Source organism: Nocardia sp. NPDC050630 (assembly GCF_044457245.1).
Taxonomy (GTDB): Bacteria; Actinomycetota; Actinomycetes; order Mycobacteriales; family Mycobacteriaceae; genus Nocardia.
The window spans coordinates 259,689-280,372 of sequence record NZ_JBITGN010000007.1; the positions used below are offsets into that span (position 1 = coordinate 259,689).

The 20,684-nt window shown below is 66.5% G+C and carries 10 protein-coding genes and 1 pseudogene; 7 read left to right on the forward strand and 4 right to left on the reverse strand.

The window, feature by feature from the left end:
• Positions 1–44: 44 nt before the first annotated feature.
• Complete coding sequence (locus ACIBG0_RS20460) at positions 45–2,402, reverse strand: arylsulfatase (protein WP_397034525.1); 2,358 nt, start codon at positions 2,400–2,402, stop codon at positions 45–47.
• 149 nt (positions 2,403–2,551) lie between these two features.
• Positions 2,552–3,532 (reverse strand): HAD family hydrolase, encoded by a 981-nt coding sequence (locus ACIBG0_RS20465; RefSeq protein WP_397034526.1) that lies wholly within the window; start codon positions 3,530–3,532, stop codon positions 2,552–2,554.
• Positions 3,533–3,888: 356 nt separating this feature from the next.
• On the opposite strand from ACIBG0_RS20465, the gene ACIBG0_RS20470 reads away from it, so the two are divergent.
• Together ACIBG0_RS20470 and ACIBG0_RS20475 are read left to right on the forward strand one after the other, a co-directional pair.
• Entirely contained in the window at positions 3,889–4,788 is a 900-nt protein-coding gene (locus ACIBG0_RS20470; RefSeq protein ID WP_397034637.1) for a formylglycine-generating enzyme family protein, read from the forward strand.
• Positions 4,789–4,803: 15 nt separating this feature from the next.
• A pseudogene (locus ACIBG0_RS20475) lies at positions 4,804–4,997 on the forward strand (sodium:proton antiporter); the annotation flags it as partial.
• 55 nt (positions 4,998–5,052) lie between these two features.
• Here ACIBG0_RS20475 and ACIBG0_RS20480 read toward each other — a convergent pair.
• Together ACIBG0_RS20480 and ACIBG0_RS20485 are read right to left on the reverse strand one after the other, a co-directional pair.
• A complete protein-coding gene (locus ACIBG0_RS20480) occupies positions 5,053–5,664 on the reverse strand; it encodes a class I SAM-dependent methyltransferase (RefSeq protein WP_397034527.1) in 612 nt (203 codons plus the stop codon).
• A gap of 62 nt (positions 5,665–5,726) precedes the next feature.
• Positions 5,727–6,794: an aldo/keto reductase gene (locus ACIBG0_RS20485; protein WP_397034528.1), complete on the reverse strand. Its 1,068-nt coding sequence runs from the start codon at positions 6,792–6,794 to the stop codon at positions 5,727–5,729.
• A 204-nt stretch (positions 6,795–6,998) separates the two neighbouring features.
• Here ACIBG0_RS20485 and ACIBG0_RS20490 point away from each other — a divergent pair, with 204 nt between their 5' ends.
• Genes ACIBG0_RS20490 through hsaA form a run of 5 tightly spaced genes read left to right on the forward strand, consistent with a single transcriptional unit; the run spans position 6,999 to position 20,543 of the window.
• On the forward strand, positions 6,999–10,811 hold the full coding sequence (locus ACIBG0_RS20490) for an amino acid adenylation domain-containing protein (protein ID WP_397034529.1): 3,813 nt from the start codon (positions 6,999–7,001) through the stop codon (positions 10,809–10,811).
• The gene (locus ACIBG0_RS20495) at positions 10,798–11,292 is read left to right on the forward strand and encodes an OsmC family protein (RefSeq protein WP_397034530.1); all 495 of its coding nucleotides are present in this window, start codon (positions 10,798–10,800) and stop codon (positions 11,290–11,292) included. The genes ACIBG0_RS20490 and ACIBG0_RS20495 overlap by 14 nt, the downstream gene beginning before the upstream one ends.
• A complete protein-coding gene (locus ACIBG0_RS20500) occupies positions 11,292–18,560 on the forward strand; it encodes a condensation domain-containing protein (RefSeq protein WP_397034531.1) in 7,269 nt (2,422 codons plus the stop codon). The genes ACIBG0_RS20495 and ACIBG0_RS20500 overlap by 1 nt, the downstream gene beginning before the upstream one ends.
• Positions 18,553–19,302, forward strand: coding sequence for a class I SAM-dependent methyltransferase (locus ACIBG0_RS20505; protein WP_397034532.1), 750 nt, complete (start codon positions 18,553–18,555; stop codon positions 19,300–19,302). The genes ACIBG0_RS20500 and ACIBG0_RS20505 overlap by 8 nt, the downstream gene beginning before the upstream one ends.
• Complete coding sequence (gene hsaA / locus ACIBG0_RS20510) at positions 19,299–20,543, forward strand: 3-hydroxy-9,10-secoandrosta-1,3,5(10)-triene-9,17-dione monooxygenase oxygenase subunit (RefSeq protein ID WP_397034533.1); 1,245 nt, start codon at positions 19,299–19,301, stop codon at positions 20,541–20,543. The genes ACIBG0_RS20505 and hsaA overlap by 4 nt, the downstream gene beginning before the upstream one ends.
• Positions 20,544–20,684: the final 141 nt, after the last annotated feature.

A 20,684-nucleotide genomic window follows, 5' to 3' on the forward strand; every position in this document is an offset into this window, starting at 1 on the left:
CTACCGGGATCTTCGAGAAAGGTCGCATCGGTGCGACCCTGCTGCTACTCGCGCGACAGCATGGCGGCGGCTTCGCGTTCGAGGTCGACGAACGGTTCACCGCTGACATCGACGGCGACCCGGTGCAGCGTCCCGCCGGTAAACGACCATGGTCGTGTTCCGGGGTAGTCGCCGGTGACGGCTTCGGCGCTGTCCCGGCCGGCGTGGAGCCCCTCCCCGGCGATGCTGAATTTGCCGGGCTGGGTGCGGATTCGGCCTTCACCGACTTTGCGGTCGCCGTAGTAGAGGCTCAGCAGTCCGCGAGCGGTGCCGGGCGGATCTTCGCTGTCCTTGTCGAAGGAGGCGGCCAGGATCAGGTTCCGGCCGGTCGGTAGATCTTCGGTCGCGATGATCCGCTGCTCCTCGCTGCCGAGGAAGTTGTAGACGTAGTGCAGCCGGTTGTCCTTGATATAGAGGGCGTGCCCGCCGAACCGGCCGCCGTGGGAGAACAGCACACCGGAGGCGTCCGGGCCGGGCAGGTCGACGAGCGCTTCGATCGAGTAGGAGCGGTTGCGGATGTTGACCGCGACCGACTCGGGTACCTCCGCGCCGCCCGGTCGGTATACGTAACGGTTGCGCGGCGGTGCGAGCTGAGGACGGGAGGTAGTCAAAATTTCGACGGCCGAACGGTCATCGAGCGGGAACGCCTGGTTGACCCCCGCTTCGTAGAACCACAGGCCGATGAGTTCGGCGAGCCTGCCCGGTTCCTCGGCGGCCAGGTCGTGCATCTCGGAACGGTCCACCTCGGTGTGGTACAGCTCCCAGGTGTCGTCGGGGAAGTGGCTCCAGCCGCTGAGGGTGGGGTGGGTGGTGACGGCTTTCCAGCCGTCGTGCCATATCCCCCGTCCGCCGAGCATCGAGTAGAACTGCGAGTGCTTGGCGGATGGAATGTTGGCCGCGTCGAAGCTGTAGCGCATGCTCACCCCCTGCAGCGGCACCTGAGCATGGCCCTTCACCATGTCGGGAAGTTCGATTCCGAGGCAGTCCAGCAGAGTCGGCACCACGTCGACGGCATGGTGGTACTGGTCCCGGATCTCGCCGTGGGCGTTGATCCCGGCAGGCCAGGAGATCACGCACGGATCGCAGGTACCGCCGTTGAACGAGTACCGTTTCCACATCTTGAACGGGGAGTTGAACGCCACCGCCCACCCGTTCGGATAGTGGTTGTAGGTCTTGGGGCTGCCCAGCTCGTCCAGTTTGGCCAGGTTCTCGGCCAGGTCGTCGGGGACGCTGTTGGCGATCTTGTTCTCGTTGACCGAGCCGTCCGGTCCGCCCTCGCCGCTGGCCCCATTGTCGGAGACCAGCACAATGATGGTGTTGTCGAGTTCCTCGATGGTCTCCAGGTAGTCGAGCAACCGGCCGATCTGGTCGTCGCAGTGCGAGAGGAACCCCGCATACACCTCGGCCATGCGGGCGAACAGTCGCTTCTCGTCATCATCGAGGGTGTCCCAGGGACGGGTGTAGTCCAGCGGCGGGAACGGCTCACCTTCGGGCCCGCTGCGAGTCTCCGGGGTGCCGATCGGGTTGAGCGGCGGCAGCTCGGTGTTCTGCGGGACCAGGCCCATCTGTTTCTGCCGCTCCAGGACCTCCGCGCGGATCACCTCGTAGCCCGCGTCGAACCGGCCGCGATAGCGTTCGATCCATTCGCGCGGCACGTGGTGCGGAGCGTGTGCGCAGCCGGGCGCGTAGTACAGGAAGACCGGACGGTCGGGGGCGATCGCCTTGACGTCATCGATGTATTCAAGGGCTCGGTCGGTGATGTCGACGCTGAAGTGGTAGCCCTGCTCGGGTGTGGCGGGCTGCTCGACGAGATGGTTGTCGTGCACCAGATCCGGATACCACTGGTTGGTCTCCGCCCCGAGGAAACCGTAGAAGCGGTCGAAACCACGGCCGAGCGGCCAGTTTCGTTTGGTGGACGCCAGATTCATCTCGTCCTCGGCACACAGATGCCATTTGCCGACCATCGCCGTACTGAAGCCCTGCTCGACCAGGACCTCAGCGAGGGTGGCGCACTCCGGCGGGATGTGGCCGTTGGCTCCCGGGAAGCCGACCGCGCACTCGCTGATGCAGGCCATGCCATTGGTGGTGTGGTTGCGGCCGGTGAGCAGACAGGAACGGGTCGGGGAACACAGCGCAGTGGTGTGCCACTGGGTGTAGCGCAGACCTTTCGCGGCGATCCGATCGATATTCGGCGTCTCGATCGGACCGCCGTAGCAGCTCATGGCACCGAACCCGACGTCATCGAGCACGATGTACACAACATTGGGCGATCCCGGTGGCGCCTTCGGCTGCTCGTAAGGGCCCCAGTCAGGGACCGAATCGCGGATATCGAGGTTGACCACACCGCGGAATGGGATTGCCATGGGCGTTCTCCTCACAGATAGCCCCCGATGGATAGACCCCCGTCCGAACCTGAGCGGCCGCGGATTCGCCTACCTCACCCACCGCGGGTGAGAACGGCGTCGGGCGTTCGGCGCTCGGTCGAACCGCATCGCTGTCGATCACACGGAAATCAAAACGAGTTCCCTTGCAGCGCTTCGAATACAGTCGTCCAGTCGTTCTTCATACTGACCACGGTCCAGCCATTGGTGCCCGCCAGCTCGAGCGCTCGCTCGGCACCTGTCACGTAGTCGAACTCACGGGCGGAGTCGTCGTGGAGAATCAGCATCCGCAGCGATGGCCGGTCCTGCCGTTCGATGAATTGCAGCATCGGTATGTCCCCGTTGGTGTTTCCTACCGCAAGCAGGGGCCTGCGCCCGATCCGGCTCCAGATACGCACCGGCTTCTCCGGCCCGTCGTCGAGGACATCCATCTCGGCGCTGTGGACGATCGCACCGTCCTTCCAGGCGAGCGTGACGCTACTGCCGATGACACGCTCCCGTGGAACACGGTACATCCGCATGCTGATCGGCCGCATGAAATCGCGACCACCACCAGAAACGATGTAATTGGCGAAACCACTGGCCGCCAACAAGTCGAGCAGCTCGACCATCGGTACATAACCGCACGCCAGGTAGGTGCGGCCGAGAGTTGGGTGCTCGGCCGTGTGCAGGAACCGGTCGGCGTCGGCCTCGAAATCGTCCACGGTGACCTCCGCGAACGCCGCCAGCACCCCGGAAACCAGCGCCCCCACTTGGCTGTCATCGCCACGGTAGTGCTGGGTGATGACGTCATTGAGCCAGTCGTAGTTCCTTGTCCAGGCCGCCTGCCAGGGCTGGCGGGTGCGCAGCGCCGGGTCCTGCTCGGCCATGACGACCAATCGGCGCAGGATGAAGTCGAGCTGGATGGGCATCGGCTTCTCACACCACAGCGTGCCGTCGTTATCGAAGACCGCCACCCTCTCCTCGGGCGGGACGGCCGCGGACGCCACCCACTTCACGAAGTCCAGGATGGCCTGCTTGGCCGCACCCTCCCGCCAACTCGGGAGCGGATCGGCCGGGAGCGCGGTCTCGGAGCCGCGCGAGACCTCCTCCGGATGATGTGGCGCCGCCATGGACCGACTCCTCGCTCGGGCTGTCGGAATTCTGCCTGTGACTGACCAGGAATCGCGGAAGGGGCATCACCCGCTCGTGAGGGACACGCGGCCACAATACGCCGCCGGCGTGGCGAAAACCGCGACAATGACCGAGAGTTCACCCCCGGCGGATGAGGAATGCCGTTGCGGTGGTCACACTCGAATCGCAGACCTGGACTTTCGTCAGCGCTGGAAAGTGGGACGGTATGAGTGGATCGGCGAACCAGCTACAGCACGGGGATGAGCATCCGGATTCCAACCGCGGAGCCGATCCCTGCGTCGGCAAATCGCCGTTCAGTCCTCCCAGGCCATCGGCACCGGGCGGGCAAGAGCAGATGGTCTGGATCGAGGGCGGCACTTTCACCATGGGTTCGGATAGCCACTATCCCGAGGAGGCACCGGCGCACCGGGTGACGGTCGCCGGATTCTGGATCGACCCGCATCCGGTGACGAATAGGGAATTCGCTCTGTTCGTCTCCCGCACCCGCTACCGCACTGTCGCCGAGCGCATACCGACTGCCGCCGATTATCCCGATGCCGATCCGACCCGGCTGGTCGCCGGGTCATCGGTGTTCATCAAGCCGGATCGTCCGGTGCGCCTCGATCGGCCCTATCAGTGGTGGCATTGGGTTCCCGGCGCGGATTGGCGTCATCCACAAGGCCCGGGCACCTCCATACGGAAGCGGCCCGACCACCCGGTGGTGCACATAGCCTGGGACGACGTCGCGGCATACGCCGACTGGGCAGGTAAAGAGGTACCGACGGAAGCCGAGTGGGAATATGCCTGCCGTGGTGGCCTCGACGGCGCCGAATTCGCCTGGGGTGACGAATTCGAGCCGGGCAATACGGCGATGGCGAACACTTGGCGTGGTGTTTTCCCACACCACAACACAGGGGATGACGGATACGAAGGAACCTCGCCTGTCGGATCCTTTCCGCCGAACGGATACGGCCTATCGGACATGGTCGGCAACGTGTGGGAGTGGACCCAGGACTGGTACACCGCCCACCAGGGCCAAGAGCATGCCTGCTGCGTCGCCGTCGATCCGCGGGGCGGGACGGAAGAAGGTAGCCGCGACCACGCCCAGCCACACATCGGACGCCGCGTCATCAAGGGGGGCTCGCACCTGTGCGCCCCGAACTATTGCCAGCGGTACCGCCCTGCGGCCCGAATGGCCCAGGCTGTCGACACATCGACCTCACATCTGGGATTCCGGTTGATCGCTCGACAGTGAATCGACCGCGCCTGACCCGAAGCGCTACTGCTCGTAGTGATGCTCGCCCCACCGACGCCGCCCTCGGACAGGCCGTGGTCACGTTCCCGGTCCTACCCTCGCGCGTACGGCGAGGCTTGAATGTCGAAAGCGGCCTCAACGACGGAATCTGGGTGCCCTTGTTCTTGATCGTGCTGGCACTCGCCCAAATCGAAACGGGCGCGACCGGCTGGTTGCCGCCCACATCAAGGGCGTGAATCCGGTAGCGATTGTTGAGTACGCTCCTCAGCGACTTGCTGTGACGAGTTGGAATGCCACGCCGAGCCGCGCGACGCTGGGCTCGGTGAACCCCGCGTCCTCGAATAGTGCGCGTAGGTCGTCGTCGGCGTACAGGCGCATGCGTCGCGCCGCCGGCGGCGGGACGACCGATGCCGGTGGATTCGGTGCGATGGTGTGCACGACGATCCGCCCACCCGGGGCGAGTACCCGCCGCAGTTCGGTGAGCGCGCGTGCGGCATCGAGGAAACAGAAGACGTTTGCCATTGCCGCGCAAGTGAATTGCTCATCGGGCAGGGGTAGCGCCTCGGCTGCCGCCTCGACTACCTCGAGGCGACCGTCGCGCACTGCGGCGGCATTGTTGCGTGCGGTCAGCGCGACCATATCCGCACTGTGGTCGACGGCGGTCGCGCGGCAGCCGGACTCGAGCGCCCATCCTACGAAGGTGCCTCCGCCGCAGCCGATTTCGAGCAGGTTGTCCGATGGTTCGAGCTCCAGTGCGTGCAAGGTGTCGTGGAAGATCTCATGGTGGGCCTTCATATCGCGCCACCACAAGCGCGCGATCGGCCCCCGGGGACGAGACAGCATTCGGTCTGTCAGTAGGTCGGCGATGTTCGGCATCGGCGAGCACCGATCCTTTCTGTTAAGGGCGGATTCGCCAGCATTCGTGGGTGCGTGTCTGTTTACGGCTCAGTGGGCAGGTTGGCGCGGATGCGCAGATCACCGAATACGGTGCTGCGGGCAAGCGGCCGAGCGAGGAAGTCATGAGGGAAGCCGAGTTTCACCGCGGAGACCTGATGCAACCGATTCAGGTGGTGGTCATCGAAGGTCACCCCCAGTGCGCCGAGGTTGTCGTCGAGTTGGCGTGTGGTGCGCGCGCCGACAATAGGTGCCGCGACGGCGGAGTTGCGCAGGGTCCACGCCAGTGCGATCTGCGCGGGTGTGCGCCCGAGTTCGTGGGCGATCTGATCGACGACATCGGCAATGGCCAGTCCGCGCTCGGTCAGTGAGTCGTTGGCCACTGCGATGCTCTTGCGTGAGCCGCCGACCGCTGTGGCGTCGGTGAGATCGGCACGGGTGTATTTGCCGGTCAGGACGCCGCTGGCCAAAGGGGACCAGGGAATTACGCCGAGGCCGAGCTCGCGCGCCATCGGAATCAGTTCACGTTCGACGGTCCGCTCGATGAGGTTGTATTCGATTTGCAGTGCGATCAGTGGCGACCATCCGCGTAGCTCAGCCAGTGTTTGCATGCGTGCGATCTGCCAGGCGGGAGTATCGGAGATGCCGAGGTAGAGCACCTTGCCCGCGCGGACGAGATCGTCCATGGCGCGCATGATTTCGGCTATCGGCGTGAACCCGTCCCATAGGTGCAGGTACAGCAGGTCGAGGTAGTCGGTGCGCAGTCGGCGCAAACTCGCCTCGACCGAGGCCACCATGCTCTTGCGGTGATTGCCACCGGAATTCGGATCGGTCAGCCGTCGAATCGCACTGTATTTCGTTGCCAGCACCAGGCTTTCGCGATCGGTGGCGGTAAACTCGCCCAACCATTCCTCGGCGGTGCCGTTGGTGTACTGGTTCGCGGTATCGATGAAGTTGCCGCCGCGCGCGACGTAGGCGTTGAAGATCTGGCGCGCCTCGTCTTTGTCCGCACCCCAGCCCCAATCGGTGCCGAAGGTCATCGTGCCGAGTGCCAGCGGTGATACCCGCAGGCCGGAACGGCCGAGCAGCCGATAGCCGTCCAGCTCCAGCACACGCTCCGCCGTTCCGAATCTATGCCAGGACTCGTTGCCCGCCAACATCTTCCACCCATCCGACAGTCGCCGACGACACCCGCCGTGCGCGGTACACCCGGCGCGGCTGGGCGGCGACAGCTACCTATCAGCCACCTTGTTGATAACGACAATCGTTGTCGTTAATGTAGCTGCGTCGGGTTGGTCGAGCAAGGGCTGGAGATTGTGACAGCAGCAGACGAGGTCCGACGGTGTGTCGGCACGGTGCTCAAAGTGGAACCGCGGGAAGTGGTTTCGACGCGCAAGTTGCAGGAACTGGGGATGGACTCGTTCCTGGCGGTCCGCCTGCATCTGCGGCTCGCGGAGCGGACAGGGGTGCGGGTTCCGTTGGAGTTGTTCGTCGGCGCCACCCTCGAATCGTTGACCGCGGAGGTCGAGCAGCGCAGCGTGTCAACGGCGAACGCCGAGACCGCGGTCGAATTATCAAGTGGAACAGTGGAAGTCGTGCCCACATCGAGCCGGGCCGATGAAGAGGAGCTGACACCGATCCAGGCCTCGTATTGGGTCGGCCGGGAAGCCGGTATGCCGTTGGGCGGGGTGGCCACCTACTACTACTTCGAATTCGACCGTGCCGCAGCGCGATTCGTCACCGCGGATCCGCTGGCGGAGGTGCGCGCACTCGAGATCGCGTGGAATCGGCTGGTCGATCACCATGAGATGCTGCGCGCGACCATCACCGACGAGGGCACCCAGCGCGTAGCACCGCCGGGGCTGAGGCACCGCATCGAGGTGACCGATCTGCGCAGCCGTCCCGAAGAGGTCGAGTCGACGCTGGATGCGTTGCGCCAGGAGCGGTCGCATCAGGTTCGAGACACCACGGTGTGGCCGCTGTTCGATATCCATGCCGTCGTGCTGCCCGAGGGACACCTGAGACTCTTGGTCGGGTTCGACATCATCGTCCTGGATATGGCGAGTTGGAATCTGCTGATGCGTCAGTGGGGCGAACTCGTCGCCGAACCCGCCGCCACGCTCGCCCCGGCGGCTTCATTTCTGCAGTTGCTACGCGAACGCAAGCAGGCCGATGCCCCACGCCGCGAACGGGACCGCGAATACTGGCAGGCGCGGGCAGCGGCTCTGCCACCGGGCCCTCGACTGCCGTATCTCGTGGCACCGGAGCAGGTCCGCACCCCGAGATTCCAACGCCATGGTGCCGAACTCGATGCGCGGCAATGGTCGGCGCTGACCGCGCGGGCGGCGGCGCGGGGGTTGAGCCCGACGGCGGTGCTGCTGGCGGCGTTCGGCTTGACGCTATCGCGTTGGGGCGCAACGGATCCGTTCTGTCTCAACGCCACGCTCTTCGATCGCCCCGACGCCGCCGACCAACTCGATGTGGTCGGCGACTTCACCACCACCGCGCTGGTCGAACTACCCACGACCGAACTGCGCTCCTGGCAGGGCTTCGCCGAATTCGCCGCGCACGTGAACGCCAGGTTCTGGGCTGATCTGGCGCATCGCTCCTATAGCGGCGTCGAAGTACAGCGCACCCAAGCCGGTGACCTCACCCCGCGCTATCCGGTCGTGTTCACCAGCGGTGTCGGACTCGGTGGCGCGCACGGCGCGGCGGCGGGCTGGCTCGGCGCCGAAGCATTCGGCGTCTCGCAGACCCCGCAGGTGGTACTCGACCATATCGTTTGGGACGAGGCCGGTGGTTTGCGCATCGCCTGGGATGCGGTGACGGAGGTGTTCCCTGGCGAGTTCGTCGGGCAGATGCTGGCGGCATACGTGCGCTTGCTGCACAGGCTGGTCGAGGACGACAGTGCTTGGGACAGTGTCGATCTCGGGTGGAATCCGTACTTCGAGACGATGGAGTCCGGGCCTCGCCCTGCCGTGGAGCAGTTGCTCATGGACCCCCAGCAGGCAGCCACGCTGACCCGACCGGACGCACCGGCGATCCTGGGTCCGACGGGTGTCACGAGCCATGCCGAATTGCTGGCGAAATCCCAGGCCCTCGCCGCCGGTTTGACTACCGCCGGTGTCGGGTCCGGTGACCGGGTGGCAGTGGTGCTGCCGAAATCGCCCGACCAGATCGTCGCGGTGTACGCGGTGCTGTGGGCCGGTGCGACCTTCGTACCGATCGAGCCGGAGTGGCCCGCGGCCCGCATCGCATCGGTGTGCGAGCGCGCCGGAATCGCTCACGCCGTGGTAACTGCGGAGACACAGGATCGATTGCCGCACACTGTTATCGCGCATCTCATCGATAAGGATGCCGACTGTACCGTGGCCGCCGTCGCGGGTCGTGGTGAACCGGACGAGCTGGCCTACATCATTTTCACCTCGGGTTCGACCGGTACACCGAAGGGCGTGGCGATCGAACATCGCGCCGCACGAGTAACCATCGACGACATCAATCACCGATTCGACATCGGCCCGGAGGATCGGGTGCTGGCGTTGTCGGCATTGAGTTTCGACCTATCCATCTACGACATTTTCGGCGTGCTCGGCGTCGGCGGCGCACTCGTCATGCCCGAGGCTGCCCGACAGCGCGATCCCGGGCACTGGTGTGACCTGATCGCCGAACATCGAGTGACGGTGTGGAATACCGCGCCCGCCGTCGCGGAAATGCTGGTCGAATACGCCGAGGCCGATCCGGCGGCGGCCGCCCGGTTGCGGTCGCTGCGACTGATGCTGCTCTCCGGCGACTGGATACCGATCTCGTTACCGGACCGTCTGCGTGCGCTCGTCCCCGACCTGCGGGTGATCAGTCTCGGCGGCGCGACCGAGGCCGCGATCTGGTCGATCCACTACCCCATCGACCAGGTATCGCCGCAGTGGACCAGCATTCCGTACGGTCGCGCGCTGCGCGATCAGTTCTTCCTCATCTTGGACGAGGATGGTCGGCCGTGTCCGGTCGGCGTGCCCGGCGAACTGAACATCGGGGGCGCCGGTCTGGCCCGCGGCTATATCGGTGACACCGAACAGACCGAGCGTCGATTCGTGCGCAATGAGCTCCTCGGTGAACGCCTGTATCGCACCGGCGATATGGGCCGCTGGCGAGCAGATGGTGCGATCGAATTCCTCGGCCGGGTGGACCGTCAGGTCAAGATTCGCGGCCACCGGATCGAACTGGGCGAGATCGAATCGGTGCTCACCCGACATCCCGACGTGCGCCGCTGCGTCGCCGCGGTGCTGCCGGGCGCGGATGATCGGCCGCGACTGGTCGGCTATCTTGTTGCCGCAGCGGCACTTCCGGCGTCGGAGGAACTGTCCGCCTACGCTGCCCGGCATCTGCCGCAGTACATGGTGCCGTCGCGGTGGGTGTCGCTCGACTCGATCCCGCTGACTCCGAACGGCAAAGTGGATACCTCGCGACTGCCGAACCCGTTTCGCCGCACCGGTATCGCTGCGTCGCAGACCAATGGGTCCGTCGATGATCTGCCGCCCGCGGTCGACGCAGGCTGGCTGGTCGAAGCCGTGAACCAGGCGCACAGCCGCGGCTTGACGCTCACGATACGACTGGGACCGGACAAGCTCGACGCGGTCGCGGCGCGCTCGGCAGCCACTCTGTGGACGCGCCAACTACGCGACGCAACCGTCACTCATAACCTGTTGATCTCCGAAACAGCCGATACCACAGACACTCTCGTCGAATTGACGCTCGCCTTCGACGATCCCGGCGGCGGCCCAGTAGTGCCCGCCGATATCGAACAGGCCGTCACCGCGGTCTTCACCGAACTCCTCGGCCCGGGCGTCTCGGCGACGACACCCTTCTACGACCTGGGCGCGACGTCGTTGACCCTGGTCCGGGCGCACCGCAGGTTGCGGCGACTGGCATCGGAGCTGACTGTGCCGGATCTGTTCCGGCACGGTTCGGTCCGACGCCTCGCCGCCTGGATCGCCGCGCAGACCGACGACTCGGACACCGAGCACATCGACGAACCACTCCGGGCCGCACCGAATCTCACCGACGCCGCCGAACGCGGCAGGCGACGGCGGGCCCACCGATCGAAAGCGAGGCAGGCATCGCATGCCGCTCACTGATGTCGTACAGCAGCTGCAAACCGCGCTACGTCGCCGGGGCGACCGCAGGCAGCGCTTCACCGCCCACACCGAGCACCGGCCGGGCACGGCCACCGAGGTGAGCGTCCGGATCAACGGACACACGCTGGTGGTCGACGAACCGGTCGCGGCGGGCGGCGGCAATGCGGGGCCGGACCCGATCGGACTCGCGCTCGCCGCCCTGGGAACCTGTCAGATCGTCACCTATCGCTTCCACGCGGCCCGCCTCGGTGTCGAAATCGACTCGCTGACCGTCGAAGTCAGCGCCGAGCTAGACATGGGCCCGGTATTCGGCATCGATACCGCACCGCAGGTCGGCGCAATCCAGATGCGGGCACGGGTCAGCGGCCCGAGCACACCGGAACGCTACCGGGAACTGCAACAACTCGTCGATCAATCCTGCCCGGTCCTGGCGATCGCGCGCGGGAAGACCCCGGTGCATTCGGAATTGGAGCTCGCCTGATGACCAACAACGACCCCAACTCCATCGCGATCGTCGGCATGGCCTGCCGCTTTCCCGGTGCTCCCGATCTCGCGGCGTACTGGGATCTGCTCGCCTCCGGCCGGGAAGGATTGAGCCGCTTCAGCGATGACGAACTGGCCGCGCGCGGCGTACCGGCCGAACTGCGCGCGCACCGCAACTACGTGCCGGTCGGTGGCATCATCGATGACCAGGATCGCTTCGACCCCGACCACTTCGGTTTCACCGCCGGTGAGGCGGAACTGCTCGATCCGCAGCTGCGCCTGCTGTTGGAGTGTTCCTGGAACGCCCTCGGCGACGCGGGCCACGCCGGTGGTGCGGGGCTCGGCGCGGTCGGCGTCTTCACCGGTGCCTCGCACAGTGATTACCTCGCCGAGAACCTCGCTCGCTATCGACGCGCCGCCGATCGTGACCCGCTGGGGTATCTGCAGGCGACGATGGGCTCGATCACCGACTACTTCCCGCAACAGATCGCCTATCGGCTCGATCTGACCGGACCGGCGATGGCGGTGCAGGCCACCTGCGCCACCTCGCTGGTCGCCGTGCACATCGCCGCCCAGTCGCTGGTGAACGGTGAATGCGATGCCGCACTCGCAGGCGGCGTTTCGCTCATCGTGCCGCAGGGTCGCGGCTACCTGCATGTACCGGATGCCATCTTCGCCGCTGACGGACACACCCGCGCCTTCGGGGCCCATGCGTCGGGCATGGTGCACAGCCAAGGCATCGGCATTGTGCTGCTGCGGCGGCTCGAAGACGCAGTGGCCGACGGTGATCCGATCTACGCGGTACTGCGCGGCAGCGCCGTGAACCACGACGGCTCCGGGAAGGCGGGATTCACCGCGCCCTCGGCGACCGGACAGGCTCGGGTCGTGGCGGAGGCGCTGGCCGCCGCCGATGTCGAAACCGACGAGGTCGGCCTCATCGAAGCCCACGGCACCGCGACCGCATTGGGCGATCACATCGAATTGGCCGCGCTCGCCGCGGTATTCGGCGACCGCACCGCGTCGGACCCGATCGCGATCGGGTCGGTGAAAAGCAATATCGGGCACACCAATACGGCCGCGGGCATAGCCGCGCTCATCAAGACCACACTCGCGCTACACCACGGTCGGATACCGGCGACACTGCACGCCGACCCAGCTCATCCCGAACTGAGCCGCCACGGCGGGCTTTTCGAGGTCGCGAACCGCACCAGAGACTGGCCACAACACCACGGCACCAGAATCGCCGGAGTGAGTTCGTTCGGGATCGGCGGGACGAACTGTCACATCGTGTTGGAGCAAGCACCGGCCGATGCACTGGATTCGCATCCGGACGAGCGGGCCCAGTTGCTGCTGGTCTCCGGGCATAGTGAACAGAGCTGCCGTGCCCAACTCGACCTCGCCGCAGCGCATATCGAGGCCGACAGCCGCGCCGACTACGCCTACACCCTGCATCAGGGCCGCCACACCGACGGCGGCTGGCGGACAGCGGCGATTCTGCCGGAGCATGGCCCGAGACCGCGGCAGGTCGCCTCCCGACTGCGACCAGCACAGCGGCCACGTATCGTTTTCGCGTTTCCCGGTGCGGGCGCTCAGTTTTCGGGCATGGGATCCGGGCTCTATCGCGACGAACCGGTATTCGCCGACACGATCGACAAATGCGCGCAGGCGCTGCGCCCGCTGCTCGACTTCGATATCGGCGACATCGTCAGCGGGCGGGCGCCCCAGAGTGTCGTGGATGACGTGCGTTTCGGCCAGCCCGCATTGTTCGGCGTATCGCTGGCGACCGCGATGACGTTGCGCGAGTTCGGCATTGCACCGGACGGGGTGCTCGGCCACAGCCTGGGCGAATACACGGCCGCGGTCATGGCCGGGATGATGGATCTCGCCGACGCGGCACGACTGGTCGCGGTGCGTTCCCTCGCGCTGGCCGAGGCCGCGCCGGGCGGGATGCTCGCGGTGGAGCTCAGCGAAACCGCGCTCAGCGACCTGCTCACCAATCATCCGGATCTCACCATCGCCGCGATCAACGCGCCCGACGCATGTGTCGTCTCCGGCCCCGCTGCCGCGCTCGGGGACCTCACCACCGTGCTGAACCGCAGCGGGATTCGGTGCGCCGAGCTCCGGATCGCTGCGGCACTGCACGCCCCCGCCGTGGCGGACGCCGTCACAGCGGTGCGCGAGGCGGCGACAACGGTGCTGATGGTGCCCGCGGCGATGCCGCTCTTCAGCACGCTCACCGGACAGGCGACGCGCACCGTCGACGCGGAGCACTGGGCGCGGCACCTACGTGAACCCGTGCGCTTTGCCACGGCCGTGCGGGCTGCCGCCGGTGCACAACCCACCGTGCTCGTCCAAGTAGGCCCCGGGAGTGCGTTGACGTCGTTGGCGCGGCGCAACGCTCCGACCGGTTTGGTCGCGGCAATGAGTACGTTGCCCGATGCCGACGACACCGTCGAGAATGATCGAGTCGCGCTATTAGCCGCTGTCGGTCAGTTGTGGTGCGCCGGAGCCGATCTACGGCCCGAAGGGCTGCACGGCCGTCGTCGGCGGGTCCGCCTGCCCGGGTTCCCGTTCCAACGGCGAAGAGTGTGGATCGACCCGCTCGACGAACCCGAAGCGATCGCGAGTCTCGCCACGGGCAACGGACATTCGGCCGCACTCGCCGAACACACCAGCATCCCTGCACTTCCCGGTCGCGATACCGCGCAGGCCGACAGCGAACCCGACCGCCCCCGCGAGTTCCGGGATCCCCAGGCAGACAACCCTATTCGCTGCGCTGACGAGTCCGGATACGACCGCGCAGGCACAGTCGGCGGCCATCGAGATGACCCAACCGATTTCACCACCTCCGACGAGCAGCTCGTCGCGGCGCTGTGGGGTCAACTTCTCGGCACCCCGGTGACTACCACCGACGCCGACTTCTTCGCCCTCGGCGGAACCTCGATGCTGGCGACCCGCATGCTCGAACAGCTCAACGACCAAGAGCACGCCGACATCAGACTGCGCGAACTACTGGCGCAGCCGACGGTCGCGACCTTCGCGAGACTCCTGTCCTCGCGGCGGGCGGATCCGGTCGCGACGACCGCCTCCCCTCATTCCGGCGAACGGCGCGACCATATGCCAGCGACCGATCCCGGCATCCGCCGCGATGATGGCGAGACGACGACACCGGTTGCCGCCGAGCCGTTCCCCCTCACTCGGGTCCAGCATGCCTATTGGGTCGGCAGATCGGGCGCCTTCGGCCTCAGCGACGTGTCCTGTCACATCTATCTCGAATACGACTGCACCGACCTCGATCTCGATCGCTACCAGCAGGCATGGCATCAGCTGATCGCCCGCCACGACATGTTGCGCGCCTTCGTCACCGACGACGGCCGCAACCAGGTGTTGGACACGGTCCCCGACTACCGGATCCGCCGCCACGACCTCACCGACCTGCGCGCCACCGAGCGCGAGGAAACCCTCGCCGACCTGCGCAGGCAGCTGTCGCACCGGGTGCACCGTCCGGATCGCTGGCCGCTGTTCGACGTGCGTGCCGCAGCAATCGACGAGACCACGACCCGGGTTTTTCTGGGGATCGATGCCCTGATCTGCGATGCGGGCAGCTTCCTGGTCCTGGATCGCGATCTGCGGCACTTCTACGACAACCCCGCGATACCCCTGCCGCCGGTGCGGACCCGATTCGCCGATTACGTCGCCCACACCGCGACCCGCCTCGACACACCCGCGCGCCGCCGCGCGGTGGACTACTGGCAGCAGCGCATGGACCTGATCCCGGGACCGCCCGCACTCCCGACCCGCACCCGCACCCAGACCCGGCCCTGGTTCGCCCGCCGCGCCGGACAACTCGACGCCACCGAATGGACCGCGCTGCGCCGGATTTCCGCCGAGCACGGCGTGACACCGTCGGCGGTCCTGCTCACCGCCTACGCCGACGTACTCGCCGCCTGGTCCGGCGACGAGCGGTTCGCGATCATGCTGACGCTGATCGACCGGCCGCTAGCGCTACCCGGAATCGAAGACACGATCGGCGATTTCACCACGCTGCTCGCCCATGAAGTGGACCGCGCCGGTGCCGAATCATTCGCCGAACGGGTCACAAGCACCCAGCAGCGGCTGTTCGACGATATCGATCACCGCGACTATTCCGCACTCGAATTGCTCGCCGAGATGTCCACCAAATTCGGTGAGCGGCAATTGCTTCCGGTGGTCTTCACCAGCGCTCTCGATGCCGCCGAGTTGGTCGGCGCGGATCCGGACCTGGAATGGGCCGGGCGGATGGTGCACGGCGTGACCCAGACGCCCCAGGTTTGGCTCGACCATCAGGCGTTCGTGCACGCGGGTGCATTGCAAGTGCAGTGGGACGTCCTGGAAACCGTGCTCGATCCGGACGCCGCGGATACCGCCTTCGCCGCCTACCTGGCCTGGCTGCGCCTGCTCGTCGCGGATCCGAGCACCTGGACCGCAGCCGAGAGCGGACCGCGGTTGACCAGTCCGGGCGCGGATGTGGCCGCCACCATCGAGGCGATCTGGATCCAGGTGCTGGGCCTCGAAACCGGTGCTGTCCGTGCGGATTCCACCTTCGTCGGACTCGGTGGCGATTCGGTGCTCGCGGTGCGGATGGCAACCATGGTGCGTGGACGGCTCGGCGTCGCGGTCCCGGTGGTCGATCTTGTCGGCGATCTGACCTTCGAGAAGTTGGTCGCCTTCATCGCCGACCGCCGAGCCGACACCCCGGCCTCGGCAAGCGTGCAACTGGTGCACCAGGACGACCCCACCGCGCCGTTCCCGCTGACGCCTTTGCAGCAGGCGTATTGGGTTGGGCAGCAGCATGGTTGGGCGCTCAGCTACGACTCCGCCCACAACTATGTCGACTTCCGGCTCACCGGTATCGACCCGACCGAGGTCGAATCCGCGATCCGCAGCCAGATCCGCCGCCAGCCGATGCTGCGCGCGATTTTCCTGCCCGACGGCACCCAGCAGGTGCTCGCGGAGACCGATCCGCGCCTGGCCGCCCTGCCGATCACCGCATTGGATCGGCGCGGCGCCGATGTCGGGGAAATCGACGCGCTGCTCGCCCGGACCCGTGCCGAGATGCAGCGCAGCGGGCCCGCGATGAATCCGTGGCCGTTTCGGATCACCGCGATCCGGCTGCCCGGCGACGAACTCAGCCTGCATATCGTGTGCAGCCTGCTGGTCGCCGACGGCTGGTCGGTGCAGCTGATGTTCACCGAGCTGTTCACCTATCTCGACGAACCGAATACCGTACTGCCACCGCTGACCGCGCACTTCGGCGATTACGTCGAAACCATCAATCGGCAACGGCAAGAACCGGAATGGCAGGCCCAACGCGATTGGTGGTGGGACCGGCTCGACGAATTGCCAACGGCGCCCAACCTTCCGATGGCGGTTCCATTCGATCAGGTGCGCCCCGACACCTTGGTCCGGCGTGAGCTGCGGGTGTCCGGCCCGCAGATGGCGACCCTGCGTACCCGCTGCACCGAGTACGGCATCACCCCCACCACGGCCTTCGCCACCTGCTATGCGATCGCGCTGGCCCGGCTGGCCGGGCACCGCCGATTCCTGCTCAACGTGCTCTACCTCAACCGCCTGCACCTACCCGCGGATCTCGATCACGCCATCGGCCCATACGCCGGGACAGTGCTGCTCGATGTCGACCTGCCCGCACCGGCGCCGTTCATCGACGCGGCCCGGAGCATGCAGGACGCCACCGCCCGCATGCTCGACCACGGCCAGGTCAGTGGCGTGGAGGTCGTGCGCGAACTCGGTCGCCGGCGCCGCGATACCGCACCGCAGGCGCCGGTGGTCTTCCACAGCACCCTCGGCCTGCATCCGCCCGGCGGCACACCGGAAACCGTGCGGGTCAGCGAGTTCTACCAGCGCGTGCGCACCCCGCAGGTGGCCTTGGATATGCAGGTCTTCCAATGGGATTGGGACGACTCGGTGGTGGTGAATCTGGACGCCGTGGCCGAGTTGTTTTCCCCCGGTGTGCTCGACGCGTTGTTCACCGATATTCGCACCCAGGTCGCCGCGCTCATCCAAGAGCCCGAAACCTGGACGGCCACCGTCGAATTGCCCACCGCCGAACGCGGTGCGACGACCGTCCCGGCCACCGGACGAGCAGCCGTCAGCGGTCCGCTCGGCACCGACGCCGAACACGCGGTCGCCGCGCTCTGGGCACGGATACTCGAACTCGATGAAGCCCACTTCGATAGGGCGACGGATTTCTTCGATATCGGCGGGGATTCGGTGCTGGCCATCCGCATGCTGAACCGGCTGCGCGGTGAACTCGGATTGGTCGTCACACCCCGGGTATTCCTGGCCGATCCCACGCTGGCGGCGACCGCGGCGGCAGCCGAGCCGCAGCAGTCCGCCGCCATATATGACGATTGCGCGGTCACCCTGCGCGACGGCACCGGGAATCCGCTGTTCCTGCTGCATCCCACCGGGGGTGATGTGCTGTGCTATACCGAATTGGCGCGCAAGCTCAGCACCGATCGGCCTGTTGTCGGCATCCAGGATCCGGCGTTGGCCGGTGCGCCGGGACCGGATAGCGTCGCGGAGCTGGCGCGGATCTACGAAGGTGTGCTGCGCGCCCAGCAGCCCACCGGGCCCTACAGCCTCGGCGGCTGGTCGATGGGAGGCATCGTCGCCCACGAAGTCGCACGACGCCTGCGGGATTCCGGCGAAACCGTCGCCGTGCTGGTTTTGATCGACGCCAATATCGCCGACCGCATCCGGCACACCGACGGCGGTGAATTCTGGCCGCGATATCTCGGATCGCTGGAGGCCTTCCTGGATATCGATCTCGGTTCGGACTCGCTCGATGCACAGTTGCCCGAGGGGGAACAGCGCGAAGAGATCGCGCGTCGATTGGCATCGGCAGGGTTGCTCGGCCGCGATCCCGCGACCCAGCAATTGCGCGAGACGACCTTCGAGCGGCACCTGCGCGCGCTCGGCGTGCACAGCACCGGATTCCTCGACGACGACGGCGGATGCGAAACCCTCATCGTGCGTGCGGATCTGCCCGCACCACGCAATTCCGGGGTCGGGATGGGTGTCGACGACTGCCGGGACCTGCCCGACCTGGGTTGGCGGGCCTACACCGACGGCACGATCACCACACATATGGTTGCGGCCCACCACTATTCGCTACTGCACGAGCCCGCCGTCGATACCGTCGCGCGGCTGGTATCGCAGGCATTGGACCGCGCAGGAGCCAAGGTCGGGGAGCATCATGGCTGACCCGGGTCACGACTCCTACGCGGCAGCCGCGGAGTTCTACGACCTGATGGCGACACCCTATGTGGCACAGGTCGAACCGGCACTCAACGCACTGCTCGATGATGTCGATACCGTGCTCGGCCCGATCGTCGATATCGGCGCGGGCACCGGACTGTCGACCGTCATGATCGCCGACGCACTACCCGAGGCAAAACTCGTCGCGGTCGAACCTGCGTCCGCGATGCGTGCGGTGCTGATGTCGCGACTGGCCGCGCGCAAAGATCTGCGCGAGCGGATCACGGTGCTACCGCACGGTTTCCTCGACACCGGAATGCCGAACAAATGCGCGGCGGTCGTAGCGCTCGGCGTGATCGGGCACTTCGATGCCACCGCGCGACCGAAGGTGTGGTCGACGATCGCCTCCGCCCTCGCCCCCGATGCCAGCGCGGTGGTGGAGGTGCAGCGGCCGGGGCGCGTGGCCGAGGTGCCCGAACGCCGCTACACCCGAACCCACGCCGGTGAGCTGCGCTACGAAGGCTGGAGTGCGGCGCAGGTGATCGACACCGAATCCCTGCTCTGGCGCATGACCTACCGCGTCTACCGCGACCAACTCCTGCTGCAGGAGACCGTCGCCGAACATCTCGTCTGGCCCGCCGACCCGGATCGGCTTACCGACGAAGCCGATGCCGCGGGCCTTCGGCTCACCCGCGCCGACAGCGAGTCCGGACTACTGCGATTCATCAAGGAAAGGCCGCACCGATGACCGTGCACAATGGCGTCCACAGCCCGGCCGAGGCGGTACTCGCCGCCATCCAAGACCTGCTGCCCGCGCTACGCGAACGCGCCGCCGAAGCCGAGGACACACGCCGCATTCCCGCGAAATCCATTGCGGAGCTGCAGGAATCGGGATTCTTCACGTTGCTGCAACCCAAGCGCTACGGCGGCTGCGAAACCGATCCGGTCACCTTCTACACCGCGGTGGCACGGCTGGCCAGCGCCTGCGGCTCCACCGGCTGGGTGGCATCGGTACTCGGCGTACCGCCGTGGAATGTGGCGCTTTTCGACGTGAGCGCGCAGGACGAGGTGTGGGGTGACAGCACCGACACGCGCATCTGCTCGTCCTATGCTCTCACCGGCACGGCAATTCCGGTCGAGGGCGGTTATCGGCTCAGTGGCCGTTGGGGTTTCGCCTCGGGCTGTGATCACGCGACCTGGGCGCTGCTGGGCGCCCGCATCGTCGAGGACGGTACTGCTGTCGATACTTGTACGGTCTTGGTGCCGCTCGGCGATTACGCGATCGAGGATGTCTGGGATGCGATCGGTTTGCGCGGCACCGGAAGCAATGACCTCATCGTCGAGGACACCTTCGTGCCCACGCACCGTGTCCTGAGTTCAGCCGCGGTGGGCAAGTGCGTGGCCCCCGGCCATGCCGTCAATGACAGCCCGCTGTACCGGATTCCGTTCGGCTCGATCCACACCAGCGCGATCACCGCACCCATCATCGGAATGGCGCGGGGAGCATACGCGGCGCACATCGAACATCAACGCGGGAGAGTTCGCGTAGCGCTGCCCGGTGACGCGACCAAGGAGAGCGGCTTCACCGGAACACCCTTCCAGGACGACCCGGCCGCGCTGGTGCGCATCGCCGAGGCCGCCAGCGAGATCGATGCCGCATGGCTGCAACTGACCCACAACATCGGCACCCTCTACGACCGCGCCACGACAGGTGCCCCGATCACCGCGCTCGACCGGATGCGGGTGCGCCGCGATCAGGTCCGCGGCACCGAACGCGCGATCTTCGCGGTAGACCGGCTCTTCGAGAATTCCGGCGGTCGCGCACTGCGAGCCGGAACCGCCATCCAACGGTTCTGGCGTGATGCGCACGCCGGACGAGCGCATGCCGCCAATGATCCCGAACGCGCCTACCGGATGTTCGGGGCAGCCGAGTTGACACCGCCGACAACGGATTCGGTCCCTTCGGACACGCGGGGACAGGAGTCGTGACCGAGCACAGCGCGGGAACCGTAGACGCGGCGCGGGCCGGTCACGATGGAGCCGATCCTCAGCGAGGAGCAGCTGTGACACGGCAGCGACGACCCGGCGGCGGCCAGACCGACCGTCGGACGGCCACCGACCGGCGCTCTG

What these genes read in the sequence shown, in the direction of transcription:
- ACIBG0_RS20460 (WP_397034525.1), bottom strand. Translation starts at nt 2,402, where the DNA reads ATGGCAATCCCATTCCGCGGTGTGGTCAACCTCGATATCCGCGATTCG.
- ACIBG0_RS20465 (WP_397034526.1), bottom strand. Translation starts at nt 3,532, where the DNA reads ATGGCGGCGCCACATCATCCGGAGGAGGTCTCGCGCGGCTCCGAGACC.
- ACIBG0_RS20470 (WP_397034637.1), top strand. Translation starts at nt 3,889, where the DNA reads ATGGTCTGGATCGAGGGCGGCACTTTCACCATGGGTTCGGATAGCCAC.
- ACIBG0_RS20480 (WP_397034527.1), bottom strand. Translation starts at nt 5,664, where the DNA reads ATGCCGAACATCGCCGACCTACTGACAGACCGAATGCTGTCTCGTCCC.
- ACIBG0_RS20495 (WP_397034530.1), top strand. Translation starts at nt 10,798, where the DNA reads ATGCCGCTCACTGATGTCGTACAGCAGCTGCAAACCGCGCTACGTCGC.
- ACIBG0_RS20500 (WP_397034531.1), top strand. Translation starts at nt 11,292, where the DNA reads ATGACCAACAACGACCCCAACTCCATCGCGATCGTCGGCATGGCCTGC.
- ACIBG0_RS20505 (WP_397034532.1), top strand. Translation starts at nt 18,553, where the DNA reads ATGGCTGACCCGGGTCACGACTCCTACGCGGCAGCCGCGGAGTTCTAC.
- hsaA (WP_397034533.1), top strand. Translation starts at nt 19,299, where the DNA reads ATGACCGTGCACAATGGCGTCCACAGCCCGGCCGAGGCGGTACTCGCC.